The organism is Nocardia sp. NRRL S-836 (assembly GCF_001279525.1).
Taxonomy (GTDB): Bacteria; Actinomycetota; Actinomycetes; order Mycobacteriales; family Pseudonocardiaceae; genus Lentzea.
In genome coordinates this window covers 26,696-44,225 of record NZ_LGDY01000124.1, presented here as the reverse complement: position 1 = coordinate 44,225, position 17,530 = coordinate 26,696, and the positions used below count along the sequence as shown (strand labels likewise).

Annotated in this window: 18 protein-coding genes; 4 read left to right on the top strand and 14 right to left on the bottom strand. The window is 70.7% G+C overall.

Translation table 11 applies throughout. The annotated features are described in order from the left end of the window. Positions 1-15: 15 nt before the first annotated feature. A complete protein-coding gene (locus ADL03_RS32890; RefSeq protein WP_053737602.1) occupies positions 16-1,725 on the bottom strand; it encodes a glycerol-3-phosphate dehydrogenase/oxidase in 1,710 nt (569 codons plus the stop codon). Positions 1,726-2,010: 285 nt separating this feature from the next. Between ADL03_RS32890 and ADL03_RS32885 the strand changes: the two genes are divergently transcribed. Both ADL03_RS32885 and glpK read left to right on the top strand, forming a co-directional pair. Then, a complete protein-coding gene (locus ADL03_RS32885; RefSeq protein ID WP_082373671.1) occupies positions 2,011-2,754 on the top strand; it encodes an MIP/aquaporin family protein in 744 nt (247 codons plus the stop codon). 14 nt (positions 2,755-2,768) lie between these two features. Beyond that, complete coding sequence (glpK, locus tag ADL03_RS32880; RefSeq protein WP_053737489.1) at positions 2,769-4,277, top strand: glycerol kinase GlpK; 1,509 nt, start codon at positions 2,769-2,771, stop codon at positions 4,275-4,277. 3 nt (positions 4,278-4,280) lie between these two features. On the opposite strand, the gene ADL03_RS32875 is transcribed toward glpK, so the two are convergent. The 4 genes from ADL03_RS32875 to ADL03_RS32860 all read right to left on the bottom strand — a co-directional run bounded on the left by ADL03_RS32875 (position 4,281) and on the right by ADL03_RS32860 (position 7,641). Then, complete coding sequence (locus ADL03_RS32875) at positions 4,281-4,820, bottom strand: sortase domain-bontaining protein (RefSeq protein WP_157529539.1); 540 nt, start codon at positions 4,818-4,820, stop codon at positions 4,281-4,283. A gap of 78 nt (positions 4,821-4,898) precedes the next feature. Continuing rightward, a complete protein-coding gene (locus tag ADL03_RS32870) occupies positions 4,899-5,588 on the bottom strand; it encodes a hypothetical protein (protein ID WP_053737487.1) in 690 nt (229 codons plus the stop codon). Between the two features lie 29 nt (positions 5,589-5,617). Further along, positions 5,618-6,193 carry a class F sortase gene (locus ADL03_RS32865; protein WP_053737486.1) on the bottom strand — a complete coding sequence of 192 codons (576 nt, stop codon included), beginning with the start codon at positions 6,191-6,193 and terminating at the stop codon, positions 5,618-5,620. Between the two features lie 44 nt (positions 6,194-6,237). Continuing rightward, the gene (locus tag ADL03_RS32860; RefSeq protein WP_053737600.1) at positions 6,238-7,641 is read right to left on the bottom strand and encodes an NAD(P)H-quinone dehydrogenase; all 1,404 of its coding nucleotides are present in this window, start codon (positions 7,639-7,641) and stop codon (positions 6,238-6,240) included. A gap of 109 nt (positions 7,642-7,750) precedes the next feature. Between ADL03_RS32860 and ADL03_RS32855 the strand changes: the two genes are divergently transcribed. Then, positions 7,751-8,200, top strand: a complete 450-nt coding sequence (locus ADL03_RS32855; protein WP_045317832.1) for a gamma-glutamylcyclotransferase family protein — start codon at positions 7,751-7,753, stop codon at positions 8,198-8,200. Between the two features lie 77 nt (positions 8,201-8,277). Here ADL03_RS32855 and ADL03_RS32850 read toward each other — a convergent pair whose 3' ends face one another. From ADL03_RS32850 to ADL03_RS32815, 8 genes are all read right to left on the bottom strand, one after another. Continuing rightward, positions 8,278-9,093 carry an ESX secretion-associated protein EspG gene (locus ADL03_RS32850; protein ID WP_053737485.1) on the bottom strand — a complete coding sequence of 272 codons (816 nt, stop codon included), beginning with the start codon at positions 9,091-9,093 and terminating at the stop codon, positions 8,278-8,280. Beyond that, complete coding sequence (locus ADL03_RS32845; RefSeq protein ID WP_053737484.1) at positions 9,093-10,328, bottom strand: PPE domain-containing protein; 1,236 nt, start codon at positions 10,326-10,328, stop codon at positions 9,093-9,095. The genes ADL03_RS32850 and ADL03_RS32845 overlap by 1 nt, the downstream gene beginning before the upstream one ends. A 1-nt stretch (position 10,329) precedes the next feature. After that, positions 10,330-10,695 carry a hypothetical protein gene (locus tag ADL03_RS32840; protein WP_053737483.1) on the bottom strand — a complete coding sequence of 122 codons (366 nt, stop codon included), beginning with the start codon at positions 10,693-10,695 and terminating at the stop codon, positions 10,330-10,332. 97 nt (positions 10,696-10,792) lie between these two features. Next, positions 10,793-11,377 (bottom strand): DUF3558 domain-containing protein, encoded by a 585-nt coding sequence (locus ADL03_RS32835; RefSeq protein WP_053737482.1) that lies wholly within the window; start codon positions 11,375-11,377, stop codon positions 10,793-10,795. Positions 11,378-11,383: 6 nt separating this feature from the next. Further along, a complete protein-coding gene (locus tag ADL03_RS32830) occupies positions 11,384-11,950 on the bottom strand; it encodes a GNAT family N-acetyltransferase (RefSeq protein ID WP_063798786.1) in 567 nt (188 codons plus the stop codon). Positions 11,951-11,960: 10 nt separating this feature from the next. Then, on the bottom strand, positions 11,961-12,758 hold the full coding sequence (locus ADL03_RS46030) for an HAD-IA family hydrolase (RefSeq protein ID WP_197288852.1): 798 nt from the start codon (positions 12,756-12,758) through the stop codon (positions 11,961-11,963). Next, positions 12,737-13,123: a DUF1707 domain-containing protein gene (locus tag ADL03_RS32820; RefSeq protein ID WP_053737481.1), complete on the bottom strand. Its 387-nt coding sequence runs from the start codon at positions 13,121-13,123 to the stop codon at positions 12,737-12,739. Before ADL03_RS32820 ends, ADL03_RS46030 begins: the two co-directional genes overlap by 22 nt. Positions 13,124-13,461: 338 nt before the next feature. Next, entirely contained in the window at positions 13,462-15,243 is a 1,782-nt protein-coding gene (locus ADL03_RS32815) for an acetyl/propionyl/methylcrotonyl-CoA carboxylase subunit alpha (protein ID WP_053737480.1), read from the bottom strand. 133 nt (positions 15,244-15,376) lie between these two features. Here ADL03_RS32815 and ADL03_RS32810 point away from each other — a divergent pair, with 133 nt between their 5' ends. Next, a complete protein-coding gene (locus ADL03_RS32810; protein ID WP_157529537.1) occupies positions 15,377-16,033 on the top strand; it encodes a hypothetical protein in 657 nt (218 codons plus the stop codon). Between the two features lie 56 nt (positions 16,034-16,089). On the opposite strand, the gene ADL03_RS32805 is transcribed toward ADL03_RS32810, so the two are convergent. Further along, positions 16,090-17,373, bottom strand: a complete 1,284-nt coding sequence (locus ADL03_RS32805; RefSeq protein WP_053737478.1) for a dicarboxylate/amino acid:cation symporter — start codon at positions 17,371-17,373, stop codon at positions 16,090-16,092. Positions 17,374-17,530: the final 157 nt, after the last annotated feature.

The following is a 17,530-nucleotide window of genomic DNA, read 5'->3' as shown; positions in this document are numbered from 1 at the left end:
CCCGAGGTCGGCCGGTCAGCTCACGGGTTCGGTCAACTGCGGCCGTGCCTCCGGTGCGGCGGCGCGGACGGCGTCGGCGGCCTGGTCGTCCGCCTTCGTCTGAGAGGTGCGTTCGGACTCGACGCGGGCGCTGTAGACCTCGATCTCGCGCTTCACCGTGTCGTCGTCCCAGCCGAGGACCGGGGCCACGAGACGGGCCACGGCCTCCGCGCACTCCACGCCGCGGTGCGCGTACTCGATGGAGATGCGGGTGCGGCGGGTCAGCACGTCCTCCAGGTGCATGGCGCCCTCGTGGGACGCGGCGTACACGGCCTCGACCTGGAGGTAGTCGGGGGCGGCGCCGATCGGCTTGAGCAGCTCGGGGTTGCCCGCGGCGAGGCCGAGGACCTCGTGCACCAGTGAGCCGTAGCGGTCCAGCAGGTGGCGGACGCGGTACGGGTGCAGGCCGTGCTTGGCCGCCAGCTGGTCGGCCTGGTTGACCAGGGCGTGGTAGCCGTCGGCACCCACCAGCGGGACCTTGTCGGTGATCGACGGCTGGATGCGGCCGGGCATGTCGACCTGGGCCGCGTCCACGGCGTCGGCACCCATGACGCGGTAGGTCGTGTACTTGCCGCCCGCGATCGCGACCAGGCCCGGTGCCACGCGCGCGACGGCGTGTTCGCGGGACAGCTTCGAGGTCGAGTCGGACTCGCCGGCCAGCAACGGGCGCAGGCCCGCGTAGACGCCCTCGATGTCGTCGTGCGTCAACGGGGTCGCGAGGACCGAGTTGACGTGGTCGAGGATGTAGTCGATGTCGTGCTTGGTCGCGGCGGGGTGCGCGAGGTCGAGGTTCCAGTCGGTGTCGGTGGTGCCGACGATCCAGTGGTTGCGCCACGGGATCACGAACAGCACGGACTTCTCGGTGCGCAGGATCATGCCGGCCTCGGCGACGATCCGGTCGCGCGGCACGACGATGTGCACGCCCTTCGACGCCCGCACGCGGAACCGGCCGCGTGAACCCGAGAGGCGCTGCAGCTCGTCGGTCCACACGCCCGTCGCGTTGATCACGGCGTGGGCGCGCACGTCGACCTCGCGGCCGTCCTCGACGTCGCGGACCCGCACACCGGACACGCGGTCCGCCTCGCGCAGGAAACCGACGACCTGCGTGGAGGTGCGCACGACGGCGCCGTAGTGGGCGGCGGTGCGGCCGACCATCATCGTGTGGCGGGCGTCGTCGGCCTGGGCGTCGTAGTAGCGGATGCCGCCGATCAACGCGTCGCGCTTCAGCGCCGGGACCAGCCGCAGCGCACCCGCTCGGGTGAGGTGCTTCTGGCCGGGCACCGAACGGGCGCCACCCATGGTGTCGTAGAGGAACAGGCCGGCCGCCGTGTACGGGCGTTCCCACACGCGGTTCGCCAGCGGGTAGAGGAACGCGACCGGCTTCACCAGGTGCGGCGCGATCCTCGTCAGCATCAGCTCGCGTTCCCGCAGGGCCTCGCGGACCAGGCCGAACTCCAGCTGTTCGAGGTAGCGCAGGCCGCCGTGGAAGAGCTTCGACGACCGGCTCGACGTGCCGGAGGCCAGGTCACGGGCCTCGACGAGGGCCACTCGCAGCCCGCGCGTGGCCGCGTCCAGTGCCGCGCCGACGCCGACCACGCCGCCGCCGATCACCACGACGTCGAACGTCTCCGACCCCAGGCGCTGCCACGCCTCCTCGCGTTCGGCGGGCCCCAGCCTGCCGGTGATCGGAGGGGCGGCGGGGGTGTGCGGTGCTTCGCCTTCGTTGTTGCGCGTGGCCACGACGGATGCCTCCCATGTGCCGACTCGCGGATCACGTTACCTGCAGTCACCGCGGTCCGCCCACGGGCACGAGCAGCACGACCCGACGGCCTGAAAACGGCCCGATCCCACTCGGTTGGCATGGACAAACTGATCAGGCCGGTAATAGCGTCCGAGCACGTTGTGGGCGGGCAGCGCGGCCTGACCTCCGGGTTTGCGCTCCCTCCCGGCCGCAGACGAGGGAGGTCGACGATGAGCGCAGGCTCGATCTTCGTGTGGGAGCTGGTGGGGACTGCGGTCCTCATCCTCCTGGGTACCGGTGTCGTCGCGAACCAGGTGCTGAAAGACACGCTCGGCAACAGCACCGGTTTCCTGTTCGTCAACATCGGCTGGGCGTTCGCCGTCTTCACCGGCGCGAGCATCGCGAACCCGACCGGTGCGCACCTCAACCCCGCCGTCACGCTCGGGCTCGCCATCGCGGACAAGACTCCGTGGGGTGACGTCCCGTTCTACATCCTGGGTCAGATGGTGGGTGCCATCATCGGCGCGATGCTGTGCTGGGCGACCTACAAGCTGCAGTTCGACACGCACGACGAAGCGCAGAACACCCTGGGCATCTTCTCCACCGGCCCGACCGTGCCGAACGCGCCGTGGAACCTCGTGTCCGAGATCATCGGCACGTTCGTGCTCGTCGCCTGGGTCCTGCTGTCCCCGCCCGCGAAGGCCGCCGAGGGCGGACTGCCGCAGTTCGGCAACTCGGCGCTCGGCTACGCGGGCGTGGCGTTCGTGGTCCTGGTCATCGGCACGTCGCTCGGCGGCCCCACCGGGTACGCCATCAACCCGGCGCGTGACCTCGGCCCGCGCATCGCCTACGCCTTCCTGATGCCCATCCGCAACAAGGGCAACGCCAACTGGGGCTACTCCTGGGTGCCCGTCGTCGGCCCGCTGGTCGGCGGCGCGCTCGCGGCGCTGCTCTACCTGGTTCTCCCGGTCTGAAAGGACTCACGCGCATGACCCAGTACGTGGCCGCGATCGACCAGGGCACCACGTCGACCCGGTGCATGATCTTCGACCACTCCGGTCGGGTGGTGTCGGTCGACCAGAAGGAGCACGAGCAGATCTTCCCCAGGGCCGGGTGGGTCGAGCACGACCCGAAGGAGGTCTGGCAGAACACCCGCCAGGTCGCCGCGGGCGCGCTCGCGAAGGCCGATCTGACCACGGCCGACATCGCCGCCGTCGGCATCACCAACCAGCGCGAGACGGCCGTGGTGTGGGACCGCACCACCGGCGAACCCGTCTACAACGCCATCGTCTGGCAGGACACCCGCACCGACAAGATCGTCACCGAGCTGGGCAACCTCGGCGGCGGGCAGGAGCGCTACCGGGCCAAGGTCGGCCTGCCGCTGGCCACCTACTTCTCCGGCCCCAAGGTCCGCTGGATCCTCGACAACGTCGACGGCGCCCGCGAGAAGGCCGAGGCGGGCGACCTGCTGTTCGGCAACATGGACACCTGGGTGCTGTGGAACATGACCGGCGGGACGAACGGCGGCGTGCACGTCACCGACCCGACGAACGCCTCGCGCACCATGCTGATGGACCTCGACACGCTGCAGTGGGACTCCTCGATCGCGTCCGACATGGGCATCCCGATGTCGATGCTGCCGGAGATCCGGTCGTCGTCGGAGGTCTACGGCCAGGTGCGCGAACGCGGCGCGCTGGCCGGGGTGCCGATCGCGGGCATCCTCGGCGACCAGCAGGCGGCCACGTTCGGCCAGGCCTGCCTGTCGCCGGGCGAGGCCAAGAACACCTACGGCACCGGCAACTTCATGCTGCTCAACACCGGCACCGAGAAGGTGATGAGCGAGAACGGCCTGCTCACCACGATCTGCTACAAGATCGGCGAAGCGGCACCCGTGTACGCGCTGGAAGGCTCGATCGCCGTCACCGGCTCGCTCGTGCAGTGGCTGCGCGACAACCTCGGCATGATCGGCTCCGCGGCCGAGATCGAGCAGTTCGCGCGGTCGGTGGAGGACAACGGTGGGGCGTACTTCGTGCCCGCGTTCTCCGGCCTGTTCGCGCCGTACTGGCGCTCCGACGCCCGTGGCGCGATCGTGGGCCTCACGCGGTTCGTCAACAAGGGCCACCTCGCGCGGGCGGTGCTGGAGGCGACCGCGTTCCAGACCCGCGAGGTGCTCGACGCGATGAACGCCGACTCCGGTGTGGACCTGACGGCGTTGAAGGTCGACGGCGGCATGGTCGTCAACGAGCTGCTGATGCAGTTCCAGGCGGACATCCTGGGCGTGCCGGTCATCCGGCCGGTCGTCGCCGAGACGACCGCGCTCGGCGCCGCCTACGCGGCCGGGCTCGCCGTCGGGTTCTGGGAGACCGAGGACGACATCCGCGAGAACTGGGCGATGGACAAGCAGTGGGAGCCGCAGATGGACGACTCCCGCCGCACGTCCGAGTACGCGAACTGGAAGAAGGCTGTCACGAAGACCTTCGACTGGGTCGAGGATTAAGGGTCACTGGGCAGGGGATGCGTGCACGATCACGTTGTCGCGGGTGCCGCACGTGATCAGCCGCAGCCCCTGCTCGTCCGCGTCCTTCGCCACCGCTTCGGCGAAGTAGTCGTCGCGGATGACGCGTTCGGTGCGCGTGACCGAGAACCGCGCCACCGAACCGTCCTTCTTGGACACTTCGACGACGTCGCCCTCGGACAGGTCGTTCAGCCGGTAGAACACCCCGCGGGCCCTGTTGCTCTCGATCCGCCCGACGATGATCCACTGCTTCGGGTGCGTCTGGTGCCAGCCGGCCTGCATGCCCTCGTTGGCCGGCGGCATCTGCACGGCGCCGTCCGCGCTGAGGGTCAGCTGGATCAACGAGGACCGCACGCCGATCCGGTGCACCCTCAGCTCCATCGGATCCGAGTTGCCCAGCGGCGACACCACCGGCGGCGGCGCGCTGTCGCCCGTCGCCGCCGTCGGCTTCGGTGCCGGCCCTGCCGAGCAGGCGGCGGTGGCCAGGGCCACGCTCAGCACCGCGATCAAGACACGAGTCCCCACGAACTCAATGACGCGCATCCGGTGGCTTGGTTGCTCGGTAGTTCACCGGATGGACGCGATCCATGTGGGTGTCGTGTGTCACGCCGTGCCGCCACCGCCGGTCTGCGGGGCGCCCTTGGGCTTCACGACGGGACCTTTCGGCTTCTGCGTCGTCGACGTGGGCGCCGCCGGGGTGGACGTGGGCGCCGGCGCCTTCGCCTTGACCACGAACTGGTGGCGGATCGGCCGGCCCCCGCAGATCATCTCGGCCTCGTACGTGCCTGCGCGGTCGACGACCTTGCCGTTGCCGCTCCGCGTGTTCGGCGTCTCGTACTTGAGCTCGATGGGCGCGGTGAAGCCGGGTGAGGTCGCGACCTCGCCGCAGAACGACTGCTTGGTCTTGATCACGCTGATGTCTCCGCCGGCCTCGACCTCGTCCGGGAGGAAGAAGAAGGTGTCACCGAGCTCGAACACGCCGAACTGGGCGGTACCGGTCTTGCTGCTGCCCTTGCACTTGAGCGTCGCGGTGTACTTGCCCGGCACGCTGACCGCGGTGCCGTGGAGCTCACCCGCCGGCAGCGGTGCGGCGAAGCCGGGGGAGGTGACGTGCTCGGTGCCGCCGGGACAGGTGCCCTGCTCGATCCGCACCTCGAAGTGCTGGTCCACCACCAGGATGTCCGGTGAGATCCGGAACGCGGGCGTGACGTCCTCCTGCGCGCTCGCGCTCTGACCGGTCAGGACCAGCGCTGCCAGCGCCGACACCGCGACGACGGACGTGGTTCGCTTCATCTTCTTTCCCCCAGCTGTGTTGTTGTGTCTCAGATCAGCGTCGCGTAGACGATGATGTTGTCCCGGTAGCTGCGGGCGGCCTGGTCGAAGCTGCCCCCGCAGGTGATCAGCCGCAGCTCGGGTCCCGTGGTGTCGCCGTAGACGGCCTCCGTCGGGAAGCTGTGCTTGGCGATCTGCTCGGTGCCGCGCACGCGGAACCGGGCCGTGGTGCCGTCCTTTCTGGACACTTCGACCTCGTCGCCCGCGGCGAGCTCGCGCAGCCGGAAGAAGACGCCCGGCTGCCGGTTGCCGTCGACGTGGCCCAGCAGCACGGCGGGGCCGGCCTCACCGGGAGTGCGGGCCAGCTCATACCACCCGGCCTGCATCGGCTGCTCGACCGGTGGCACCTCGACCGTCTCGTCGGGGTTGAGTCCCAGCGGGACGAGCGACGACCGCACGCCGATCTTCGGGATGCGCACCTCGGTCGGTTCCGACGGCGGCATCGCCCTGTCCACTTCGGACGTTGCCGTCGCCGGTGGTGGTGCGGTGGGCGGCACGACGTCGGGTGCCTGACCGCAGCCGGTCAGCAACACCAGCGCGACGAGAAGTCCCCAGGACGAACGCATGCCCCGGACACGCGGGTGTCCGGGGCAGGGTTGCCGTGCGTTACCTAGTCGAGATCGTCGTGCCGCATGAGCTGGCGGCCCGCCTCGGTGATGGAGCCCGAGAGCGACGGGTAGACCGAGAACGTCGTCGCGAGGTGCTCGACGGTCAGCTGGTTCTGCACCGCCAGCGCGATCGGCAGGATCAGCTCGCTCGCGTTCGGCGCCACCACGACACCGCCGATGACCACGCCGGTGGCCGGGCGGCAGAACAGCTTCACGAAGCCGCGGCGCAGACCCTCCATCTTGGCGCGGGGGTTCGTGGCGAGCGGCAGCATGATCGTGCGGGCCGGGACCTCGCCCGAGTCGATCGCCTGCTGGCTGATGCCGACGCTGGCGATCTCGGGGTTCGTGAAGACGTTCGCGGCCACGGTCTTGAGCTTGATCGGGCTGACGCCCTCGCCCAGCGCGTGCCACATCGCGATGCGGCCCTGCATGGCGGCGACCGAGGCGAGCAGCAGCACGCCGGTGCAGTCGCCGGCCGCGTAGACGCCGCTGACGTTCGTGCGGCTGACCCGGTCGACCGGGATGTAGCCGCCACGCCCGAGCTCGATACCGATCTTGTCGAGCCCGATGTTCTCGGTGTTCGGGACCGAACCGACGGTCATCAGGGCGTGCGACGCCTCGATCGTGCGACCGTCTTCCAGGTGGATCAGGACGCCGTCGCCGACGTTCTCGACCCGGTCCGCGCGGGCGTGCTTGACCACGGCCGTGCCGCGCTCGGCGAACACGTCCTCCAGCACGGCGGCCGCGTCGGCGTCCTCGTGGGGGAGCACCCGGTCCCGGCTGGAGACCATCGTCACCTTCACGCCCATCTCGGTGTAGGCGCTGGCGAACTCGACACCGGTCACGCCGGAGCCGATCACGGCGAGGTGTTCGGGCAGCTCGGGCAGGTCGTAGATCTGCCGCCAGGTCAGGACGCGCTTGCCGTCGGGCTCGGCGCCCTGCAGCACGCGCGGGGTGGCGCCGGTTGCGATGAGCACCACATCGGCGGCCAGGACCTCTTCCGAGCCGTCCGCGGTCGTCGCGATCACCCGGTGCTGGGCCAGGCCCCGCGAGTCGTCCGCGAACCGCGCCCGGCCGTTGACCAGCCGCACGCCCTCGCGCTGCAACCGCGCCCGGACGTCGGCCGACTGGGCGAGCGCGAGGCCCTTCACCCGGCCGTGCACGACCGGCAGGTCGACCGCCGCCTGGTCGTTGTTGGTCTGAATGCCCAGCTCACCGGCGTTGCGGAAGGCGCTGCGCGCACCCGCGGAGGCGATGAAGGTCTTGGAGGGGACGCAGTCGTACAGCACGCACGCGCCACCGGCGCCGTCGTTCTCCACCAGCGTCACGTCGGCGCTGTGCTGCGCAGCGACCAGGGCTGCCTCGTAACCTGCGGGTCCGCCGCCCATGATGACGATGCGGGTCACGATCAGTTCCCTTCTGCGCGCTTGCTGGCCGGCACAACCGTACGCGTTGTCCGAAACCACCGTGTCGTCAGGACCGAAAGCTGATCGTCGAGTCGCTACTCTGTCGGACGTGCCGCTCTATGCCGCGTACGGGTCGAACATGGATCCGAACCAGATGATGGAGCGAGCCCCGTACTCCCCGCTCGCGGGGACCGGCTGGCTCGTGGGTTGGCGTCTGACCTTCGGCGGCGAGGACCTCGGCTGGGAGGGTGCGCTCGCCACCATCGTCGAGGAGCCCGACCAGCAGACGTTCTGCGTGCTCTACGACGTCTCACCGCGCGACGAGTCGCGCCTGGACCGGTGGGAGGGGGCGCTCGGGCTGTACAAGAAGATCAGGCTGCGGGTGCAGACCCTCGAAGGCTCGGTCGTGGCGTGGTTGTACGTGCTCGACGCCTACGAGGGCGGGCTGCCGTCCGCCCGGTACATCGGCGTGGTGGCGGACGCGGCCGAGGCGGCCGGTGCGCCCGACGACTACGTGAACGACCTGCGCACCCGCCCCTGCCAAGGCATCGGCCCCTGACCCCTCGCCGCTGACCGCTGACCGCGCGCGGGGACCCCACGTGACCCTGGAGGGAACGCGGGGACCCCGCGTGACCTTCAGCGTGGCTGGCCGGCGGCCTCGTCGAGCAGTTCGGCGAGGTGGTGGTGCAGGCGGCGGTAGTCGACCGGGGTGATGGTCGACCACGGCGGCCGGCCGGGCGTGGCGCGGCGCATCTGCAGGTAGCGGCCCTTCGGCGTGTCGTAGAACGAGATCACGCGGTCCGGTCGCAGGCGCTTGCCCCACTTGTCGCGGGCCGCGGCACCGAACTGGCCGCGGTGCGACGCGTCGCGGACCATGTCGGCGAGCGTGTGGGCGTCGTCCGGACGCATGCCGCGCGACCGCAGCTCCTGCTCCAGGTCTTCGGGAGAGGCTGCTGAGGAGGCCGCTGCGTCCAGGTCGGCGGACGGCAGGGTGATCGAATGACCCTCACCGGCCGGGGCCGTGGGCAGCACGGTCAGGGCCTCGCGGGGCAGCCCGTCGGCCTCCGCGGGGCGCAGGACGACCTGGCCGCCGTCGAGAACGGCCAGCACCCCGGCCTGGCCCTTGCCGGCGGCGAGCACGCGCACGCTGCGTTCGTGCAGCCACAGGCGGCCGTCGATCTCCTGCTGCGGGCGGTTGAGCACGTGCAGCAGGTCTTCGAGGGTCGGGTCCAGCGAACGCGGGCCACCCAGGCCGCGGGCGCCGAGCTGGCGCCACACCCGGTCCTCCAGCTCGCGGCGTTCCTCGCGGGTCTTGCCCGGCGAGGGCACCTTGAGCACCAGCGGCATCGTCTCCAGGCCGAGGTGCTCCCAGAGGACGTCGAACTCCAGCGCGGAGACGATCACCGGGTCGCGCGTGTCGCTCGCCCCGAAGTCCAGGCCCAGCACAGTCATCAGTCGGTCGTGCTCTCCCCGATCACCGGCAACGTGTAGCTGCCGACCCCGTAGATGTCGTCGCGCTCGCGGAGGTAGTCGGCCGCCTTGTGCTCGAGGTCCTCCTCGTCCTCGCCCTTGCGCGGGCCCATGCCGCCGAACGGGTCGTACGACTGCGGCAACGGCACGGAGCGCTGGTGCACGCGGTCGTTGTTCTGCGCGCCGATGGTGCCCAGCGACCCCATCGACGAGCCGCCGGCACCGCCCGCGCCACTGACCGACGCCGTGTGACCGGGCACCGGGGCGACCGCCGCACCGGAGGCCGCGGTCGCACCCTCCTCCATCTCCCGCTTCTCGGCGGCGGAGGAGGACGAAGACGACGACGACCGGCTGCCGGACCGCTGACCGGGCACGACACCCGACGTGCCGGTGCCGGTGGGAACGCCGGAGGTGCCCGCGGACGACAGCGACGTCGAGCCGGGGCCCTTGCCCGCGGTGGCCGCGGGCGACACTCCCGAGGTGCGGGTCGAGCTGCCGGGAGACGAGGTCGAGGTGCCGGGGCCGGTGGTGCCGCTGCCGCCACGCGGAGGCGCGACGGAGCCACCACGCGAGCCCGTGCCGCTACCGGTGCGCGGAACGGCGCCGGTGCCGCCGTGCGGGCCGACGACCCAGCCGCCGGTCGTGTGCACGCCGGGACCGCCGCTCGACGTCACGCCGGACGCGTTGATGTGCAGCTGCGGCGGCTGGCTGAACTGGCCCAGCGTCGAGGTGTTCGCCGTGGTGGACGAGGCGTAGGTGGCCATGACCTCACGGGCGCGGCGCTCGGCCGAGTCCGCGGCCGCCTCCTGCTTCTCGTGGTCGGTCTGGCCGCCGAAGAGGTGCGTGATGCCGGCGACCAGCGCGCCGGGCTGCTCCGCCGTCACCTTGACGGGGGCGGGCATGTCGGCGCGGGCCTTGGCGATGTGGTCGGCCTGCAGCTCGGCCGAGTAGCGCATGACGTCGGCACCGCCGCGGGCGCCGTCGGCCCAGGCCGCGAGCGGGTTCATGCCCGCGGCGGCCTGCTCGGCCGCCTTGCCCTGCCAGTGCGCGCCGGACTTGGAGATGCCGCGGTGCAGGTCGTCGTTGATCTCGCTCAGCGCGGCCGACACGCCGGCCCAGCGCTCGATCGAGGCGTGCGAGGCGGCGGCGCCGGGACCCGCGTGGATGCGTTCGTAGAGCTCTTCGTGGCTGTAGCCCTGCCAGCGGTGCTCGACCATCTCAGCAACCACTCTTCCCCATCAGCCCGGTGTTGTCGCCTTCGACGACGCGGTACTGGCGCTCGATCTGGTTGAGGTTGTCCATCGCGGTCTTGAGCTGCCGCTGGTAGTTCTGCAGCGCCTCCAGTGCGGAGTCGCCGTCGGTGACCGACCGCTCGTTGAACTTCTCCGCTGCCTCGGCGCTGACCGGGTCACCCGCCCACGGCCGCACCCGGAACTCGGTGATCGCGAGCTCGATCTGCTTGTCGAGCTTCGTCAGCGCGGCCGAGAACGTGCTGCGCAACGCCGGGATCGCCTCTGGTTCCACGTTCAGCTCGTGCTGGACGGGCGGCGAGGAGTCAGCCCCGCTGCGTCCCCCTGGCGGCATGGTGGAACCTCCGGCAGTTGTACCTACAAGCGCTTGGCCACTCTAACCACCGAAGGTAACGCTGTGGAGTGCGTTGGGTGACAACCCCCCGTGTGGGTCAGCGCTTCTGGAGCAAACTGGCCATCGCGGCCTCCGCCACCCGCTGGGCACCCAGACACAAATGATCTTGTTGCACCGCAGTGGAATTGCCGCCGTCGCGGAACATGACGTCGAGGAACTGGCCTTCCGCGACGTCGAGCTCGACGTTGCAGACGTCGTCCATCTCGGGTGTGCGGACGGTAACCGCCGGATAGCCCTCGATCGTGCTCACCGTGTACTCCACCTGGGCGTTCTCCGAGAGCCACACGTCGGCGCCGGAGACCAGCACGAGCGCGAGCCGGGCGACGTTGCCGCTGGTGGTGCTGCGCATCGTGCACGCCTTCGCGCCACCGAAGCTGCTCTCCAGGTACGCGCTCGGCGGGTTGTCCAGGCTCAGCGCCACGCGCTGGTCGGGCGTCAGCACCGCGCACGGGTCCAGCTCGTCCAGCGGGATCGCGAGCGGGCGTGGCGGCAGCGACGGCCTGGTCGCCGAGGCCGTGGTCGACGGCGGTGGCGGCGCACTGCTGCCGCCGGAGCTGCGTTCAGGCCCGGCCGTGCACCCGGCCAGCGTCACCGCGAGGACGAGGAGCGCTCGGATCCGCATGGCCGGTCACCGTAGCCGCTCCGGTGCCGGATCCGTGGCCAGCCGAGACCACAGCAACATGTCTTCGCGCTGATCATCGACGATCGCCTCGTCCCGAAGTCGACCCTCCAGGGTGAATCCGCACTTCTCCGCGACCCGCTGTGACGGCTTGTTCGACACCGCGTGCCGGTAGGCGACCCGGTGCACGCCCAGCCCGCCGAACGCGAAGGCCAGCGTCGAGTTGAGCGCGGTCGTCAGCACACCCCTGCCGCGGTGCGCGGGCTGCGTCCAGCAGGTGATCTCACCGAGCCCGAACTGCAGGTCGAGGTCGCGGATCACCACCCCGGCCAGCACCTCGGCCGTGGTCGCATCGCACACCGCCCACGAGACGCGCTGCTCGTAGCGCCAGCCGACGCTGAGGTACTCGACGAAAACCTCCGCGGCCGCCTCGTTGTGGAGGCCCATCCTCGGCATGTACCGGCGCGTGTCCTCGTCGGCGAACGCCGCCACGAGGGCGGGAACGTCGTCGATGCGGTCGTCCCGGCGGAACGCCCTCAGGTAGTACTCGCCGGCGTTGATCTCGACTGGCTCCACGCCGGAGAGGCTAATCGTCCGCGGTGAACCCGTCGTGCCGTTCCGCCAGCACGTCCAGCTCGTGTCGGTGCGCGGAGGCGGGCGAGCCGTCCGGGGCCGCGGTCAGCTCGATCACCCAGTCCACGTCCTCGGCGTCGTCCTCACCGGCCAGCATGTCCCGGTGCACCAGCGCGGGCGCCCAGCCCTGCCGCCCCAGCTCCCCGGCGAGCTCCTCGGCCTCGTCGCGGTCGGGCAGAACCACCAGCACGGTCGGCGGGATCAGCCCGCGCGTGGCGAGCGCGACCCGCAACGCCTCCGTGTCCGGCACGTGCACCCCGTCCAACCCGGCCGCGGTCGCCGCGGCGGCGTTCTCCGCGTCGTCGTCGCAGAACACCGCCGTGGTGCGGCCGAGCTCGTCGAGCACCCGCCGGTAGATCGCGGGATCCGGCTTGGCGAGCCCGAGCCGTGCCGAGTTGAAGACCGCGTCGAACTCCCCGTCGAGCCCCAGCCGGCTCAGGTCGGCCTCGAGCCGCGTGGTGGCGTTCGACAGCAACGCCACGAAGCACTGCCTCCGCGCGGCCCTGACCAGCTGCAACGCCTCCCGCACGACCTCGCCGCCGGCCGCCCAGGCGTCAACCCGCTCGCGTTGAATGGTCTTCGCGATCTCGTCGTGCCACTGCGCGTCGGTGATCTTCCCCGTGACGGCCCGATCGAGCAGCGCGGGCTCGAACGCGATGGCGGCGATGTCCGGCGGCGTCGGCGGATAGGCCCGCAACACCCCGTCGAGGTCGAGCAACAGCAACGGTTTCAGCGCCGGCGTCCGTTCCACTGGCCCCACAGGATCGCCACGGCGGGGATGAGCAGGAAGATCAGCGGGTTCTTGACGACCACGAAGAAGGCGATCACCACCGCGATCCCGACCACCGGCACCACCGCACCCTCCCACCGGCGCGCGGGCGCGGCGGAGGGCCGGTCGAACATCGGCGTGGGCACGCCGAACTGCGGCCGCGGATCCGGCAGGTCGTAGAACAACGCCAGCAGCTCACCCCGGGTCTTCGCCGTGGTGATCTTCGCGGACCGCTCGCCGTACTCGTTCACGTCGATGCGGCCCGCGCTCATGTGCTCGCCGAGCACCTGCAGCGCCTGGCTGCGTTCGGCGTCACCGATGCGGATGTCCCTCGACGGGTCGCTCACGCTGCAATCGTAGGTGAGCCGTGCGGCATGGCCGGGCCCGGACGCTCGCAGATCACAGCCGGCCGTCACAGGCGGCTGGGCGCGGTGGCCGTGGGCTGTGGTGGTCAGGCTGGCGCGGGCCGAGGGCTTGCGGACCGGGGTGTTCGCGAATCGAGGCTCACCGCTGATCGCACGCGGGGACCTTTCGTACGATCCGGTCGTACGAATGCTTCCCGCGTGGCATCACTGAGCGCAGGTGTAGCGTCCGCGAATCGGGGCGTCCGCGGTTGTCAGACCCCCTGAGTACGTTGGGTCGCGGGGGACCCACCTCCCAGGGGGACCCCCGCGTCAGCGCGCGCTCAGTCCTTCAGCTCACAGATCACGGTCCCCTGCGTGATCGGGTCCCCGGCCGACGCGGAAAGCCCCGTCACGGTGCCCGCCTTGTGCGCCGTCACCGGGTTCTCCATCTTCATGGCCTCCAGCACCACGATCAGGTCCCCGGCCGCGACGGTCTGCCCGTCCTCCACAGCCACCTTCACGATCGTGCCCTGCATCGGCGCCGCCACCGCGTCACCCGAGACGGCGGCCGACCCGCCACCCCCGCGCTTCGCCTTCGCCGGCTTCTTCCCTCCGCCGGCACCAGCACCACCAACGGGCCGCGCACCGACCGCGAGGTCACCCGGCAGCGACACCTCCAGCCGCCGCCCGCCGACCTCGACCACCACGGTCTGCCGCGGCGTCTCGTCCGACCCGGCCTCGGCGCCACCGGAGAACGGCGGGATCTGGTTGTCGAACTCGGTCTCGATCCACCGGGTGTGCACGGTGAAGCCCTCGGGCGTCTCGGCGGTGAACGCCGCGTCGCGCACGATCACCCGGTGGAACGGCAGCACGGTCGCCATGCCCTCGACGACCATCTCGTCGAGCGCCCGCCGGGCGCGGGCCAGGGCCTCGTCGCGGTCGGAGCCGGTCACGATCAACTTGGCCAGCAGCGAGTCGAACTGGCCGCCGATCACCGAGCCGCTCTCGACGCCGGCGTCCACGCGGACACCGGGGCCGGACGGCGCGATGAACGTGGTCACGGTGCCCGGCGCGGGCAGGAAGCCGCGGCCGGCGTCCTCGCCGTTGATGCGGAACTCGATCGAGTGCGCGCGCGGCGCCGGGTCCTCGGTGTACCGCAGCTTCTCGCCGGCGGCGATGCGGAACTGCTCGCGCACCAGGTCGAGGCCCGTCGTCTCCTCCGACACGGGGTGTTCGACCTGCAGGCGGGTGTTGACCTCCAGGAACGAGATCGACCCGTCCAGGCCGACGAGGTACTCGACGGTGCCGGCGCCGTGGTAGCCGGCCTCCAGGCAGATCGCCTTCGCCGAGGAGTGGATCGTGGCGCGCTGCTCGTCGGTCAGGAACGGCGCGGGCGCCTCCTCGACCAGCTTCTGGTGGCGGCGCTGCAGTGAGCAGTCACGGGTGCCGACGACGATCACGTTGCCGTGCGTGTCCGCGAGCACCTGTGCCTCGACGTGGCGCGGCTTGTCCAGGTAGCGCTCGACGAAGCACTCGCCGCGGCCGAACGCCGTCACGGCCTCGCGAACCGCGGAGTCGAACAGCTCCGGGATCTCCTCCAGCGTGCGCGCGACCTTCAGGCCGCGGCCGCCGCCGCCGAACGCGGCCTTGATCGCGACCGGCAGCCCGTGCTCGGAAGCGAACGCCACGATCTCGTCGGGACCGGACACCGGGTCCTTGGTGCCGGGCACCAGTGGCGCGCCGGCGCGCATCGCGATGTGCCGCGCGGTCACCTTGTCGCCGAGGTCGCGGATGGCCTGCGGGGTGGGGCCGATCCACACCAGGCCCGCGTCGATCACGGCCTGGGCGAACTCGGCGTTCTCGGACAGGAAGCCGTAGCCGGGGTGCACGGAGTCCGCGCCGGACTGCGCGGCGGCGGCCAGCACCTTCTCCACGGACAGGTAGCTCTCGCCAGGGGTGTTGCCGCCCAGCGCGAACGCCTCGTCGGCGAGCCGGACGAACGGCGCGTCGCGGTCGGGGTCGGCGTAGACGGCGACGCTGGTCAGCCCGGCGTCCTTGCAGGCGCGGATGACCCGGACGGCGATCTCACCGCGGTTGGCGATGAGGACCTTGCGCAGCGACACGGCGTCGTACCTCCTGCTGGACCGGCAATTACGGCTCTGGCTGGTGCCGCAGTCTACGGAAATCGGTGAACTCCGAGAGGGAGAGACGGCTCACTTCACAGCCATCCTGGGGGCATCGGCCACAATCTGCTCTGTGGGTGCACCCAGGTCCTCGCAGGTGGTCGCCGTCGTCGCTGCCGTCGTGGTCGTGGCGGGGCTGGTGTTCGCCTACCTCCAGCGCCCCGACCACACCGATTCAGGTCAGTCCGGCAACGGCGGCGGAATGCGCTGCGGCAGCACCGTCTGCCAGTCCATCGTCGGCAGGTCGGTCGGCAACGACATGGTGGAACTGCTCGGCGGCACCGGCGGCGGGCGGATCAGGGTGACCGGCGGGACCGGCACGTTCATCTTCGAGATGACCACCGCGGAGGCGGGCGCGACGATCACCGGCGACTCGCTGCTGTGCCAGGACGCGGCGGTCAGCGTGTGCCTGGTGCGCGGCCCGCACAACAACAAGGTGCTCGGCGAGGTGCTGGTCCGCAAGAACGGAACGTGGTCGCGCATCCAGACCACCTACCTGGCCAGCGCCGCCTACCTCGGGCTGCACGACGTCAACGAGGACGGCGTCGCGGACATCGTCGCCGCGCAGCTCGCGTGCGGCGGTCAGTGCAGGAACGCGTTCGTGCAGGTCTTCAGCGCTCTCGGCCCGGACATCGGCTGCACGCAGGCGGCGCCGGCGCGGGAGCAGCTGCCAGGCTGGCCCACACCGGCGCCGAAGTTGTCTCAGCTCCGTCCCTGCACGAACACCTAGAACGCGAACGCTTGAGGCACGAACGTTCAGAGCACGAACGTCCAGGACACGAACGCTCAGGCGTTGATCAGTTCCTTCTCGGCGGGAGCGCCGTCCTCGATCAGCCCCTCGCTGCGCGCGACCACCACGGGCACGGTGATCTGCCCGGCCACGTTCGTCGCGGTGCGCATCATGTCGAGGATCGGGTCGATCGCGTAGACCACGGCCACACCGGTCGCGATCACCTGCGGCGGCAGGCCGATCACGCCCAGAGTCAGCGTGAGCATCGTGTACCAGCCGGTCGTGCCCGCCGTCGCGAACGCGCCGAACACGGCCACCGCGACGATGCCGACGTACTGCCACACCGAGAGCTGGATGCCGAACAGGTTCGCGATGAAGATCGTCGCGACGGCCGGGTAGACCGCGGCGCACCCGTCCATCTTGGTCGTGGTGCCCAGCGGCACGGCGAAGTTCGCGTACTCCTGCGAGACGCCGAGGTCGGTGGCGGCCTTGCGGGACAACGGGAGCGTCGCGCCGGACGAGCGGGACACGAACGCGAACTGGATCGCCGTCCAGGACTTGCGGAAGAACTCGACCGGCGAGACCTTGCCGACGAACTTCAGCAGCACCGGGTAGACGACGAAGAGCACGATCGCGGTGCCGAGGTAGACGGCGACGATCAACGAGAACAGCGGCCGCACGAACGAGTTGCCGTACGTGGCGACGGCGTTGCCGATGAGGCCGAAGATGCCGATCGGGGCCAGCAGGATGATCCAGCCGACGACCTTCTGCACGATGTCGAAGAACGAGCGCACCAGGTTCGTGAACGGCGCGGCCTTCTCGCCGAGCGCGTAGGCGGCGAAGCCGACGAGCACCGCGATGAACACGACCTGCAGCACGTCGCCCTCGGTGAAGGCGCTGAAGATGTTCGACGGGATCAGGTTGTCGAACAACGTGCTCCACGAGCCGGACGCGCGCTTGGCGAGCTTGTCGACCGCGCCGGCGGCGGGATCGATGTGGACGCCCTGGCCGGGCTTGAGGACAGCGCCGACGGCGAGCCCGATGAGCACGGCGATCAGCGACGTGATGCCGAACCACAGGAACGTCTTGCCGCCGAGGCGTGCGGCGGTGCGGCCGCCGCCGAGGTGCCGCAGCGACGCGATGCCGACGACGATCGCCGTGAACACCAGCGGGATGACGGTGAGCTGGAGCAGCTTGGTGAAGTTGCTGCCGATCCAGGCGAGCACGGGCGCGAGCCACGTGCCCTTGCCGAGCCAGCCGGCGAGCGCGCCGAGGACGAGCGCGGCGAGCACGGTCAGGCCGAAGACCTTGGGCTTGCGGTATGTCTGGACGAGCGACACGGGAACATCTCCTGGGCAGGGATGAGCGGAACGGGACTGGGGGCGGTCAGCCCGTACAGCCCGTGCTCGTCCTGCGTCCGTGGTCGATGTTCCGACGACGCGTCAAATGCTCGTTCACCGCATACCCCCAACGCGCGCTCCGGGGGCAGTCTTCCCT

Excerpts from the sequence above, each read along its gene's own strand:
- ADL03_RS32865 (WP_053737486.1), bottom strand. The coding sequence starts at position 6,193 with ATGCGTTCGTCCTGGGGACTTCTCGTCGCGCTGGTGTTGCTGACCGGC.
- ADL03_RS32845 (WP_053737484.1), bottom strand. The coding sequence starts at position 10,328 with ATGGTCGAGCACCGCTGGCAGGGCTACAGCCACGAAGAGCTCTACGAA.
- ADL03_RS32835 (WP_053737482.1), bottom strand. The coding sequence starts at position 11,377 with ATGCGGATCCGAGCGCTCCTCGTCCTCGCGGTGACGCTGGCCGGGTGC.
- ADL03_RS32840 (WP_053737483.1), bottom strand. The coding sequence starts at position 10,695 with ATGCCGCCAGGGGGACGCAGCGGGGCTGACTCCTCGCCGCCCGTCCAG.
- ADL03_RS32870 (WP_053737487.1), bottom strand. The coding sequence starts at position 5,588 with ATGAAGCGAACCACGTCCGTCGTCGCGGTGTCGGCGCTGGCAGCGCTG.
- glpK (WP_053737489.1), top strand. The coding sequence starts at position 2,769 with ATGACCCAGTACGTGGCCGCGATCGACCAGGGCACCACGTCGACCCGG.
- ADL03_RS32885 (WP_082373671.1), top strand. The coding sequence starts at position 2,011 with ATGAGCGCAGGCTCGATCTTCGTGTGGGAGCTGGTGGGGACTGCGGTC.
- ADL03_RS32850 (WP_053737485.1), bottom strand. The coding sequence starts at position 9,093 with ATGACTGTGCTGGGCCTGGACTTCGGGGCGAGCGACACGCGCGACCCG.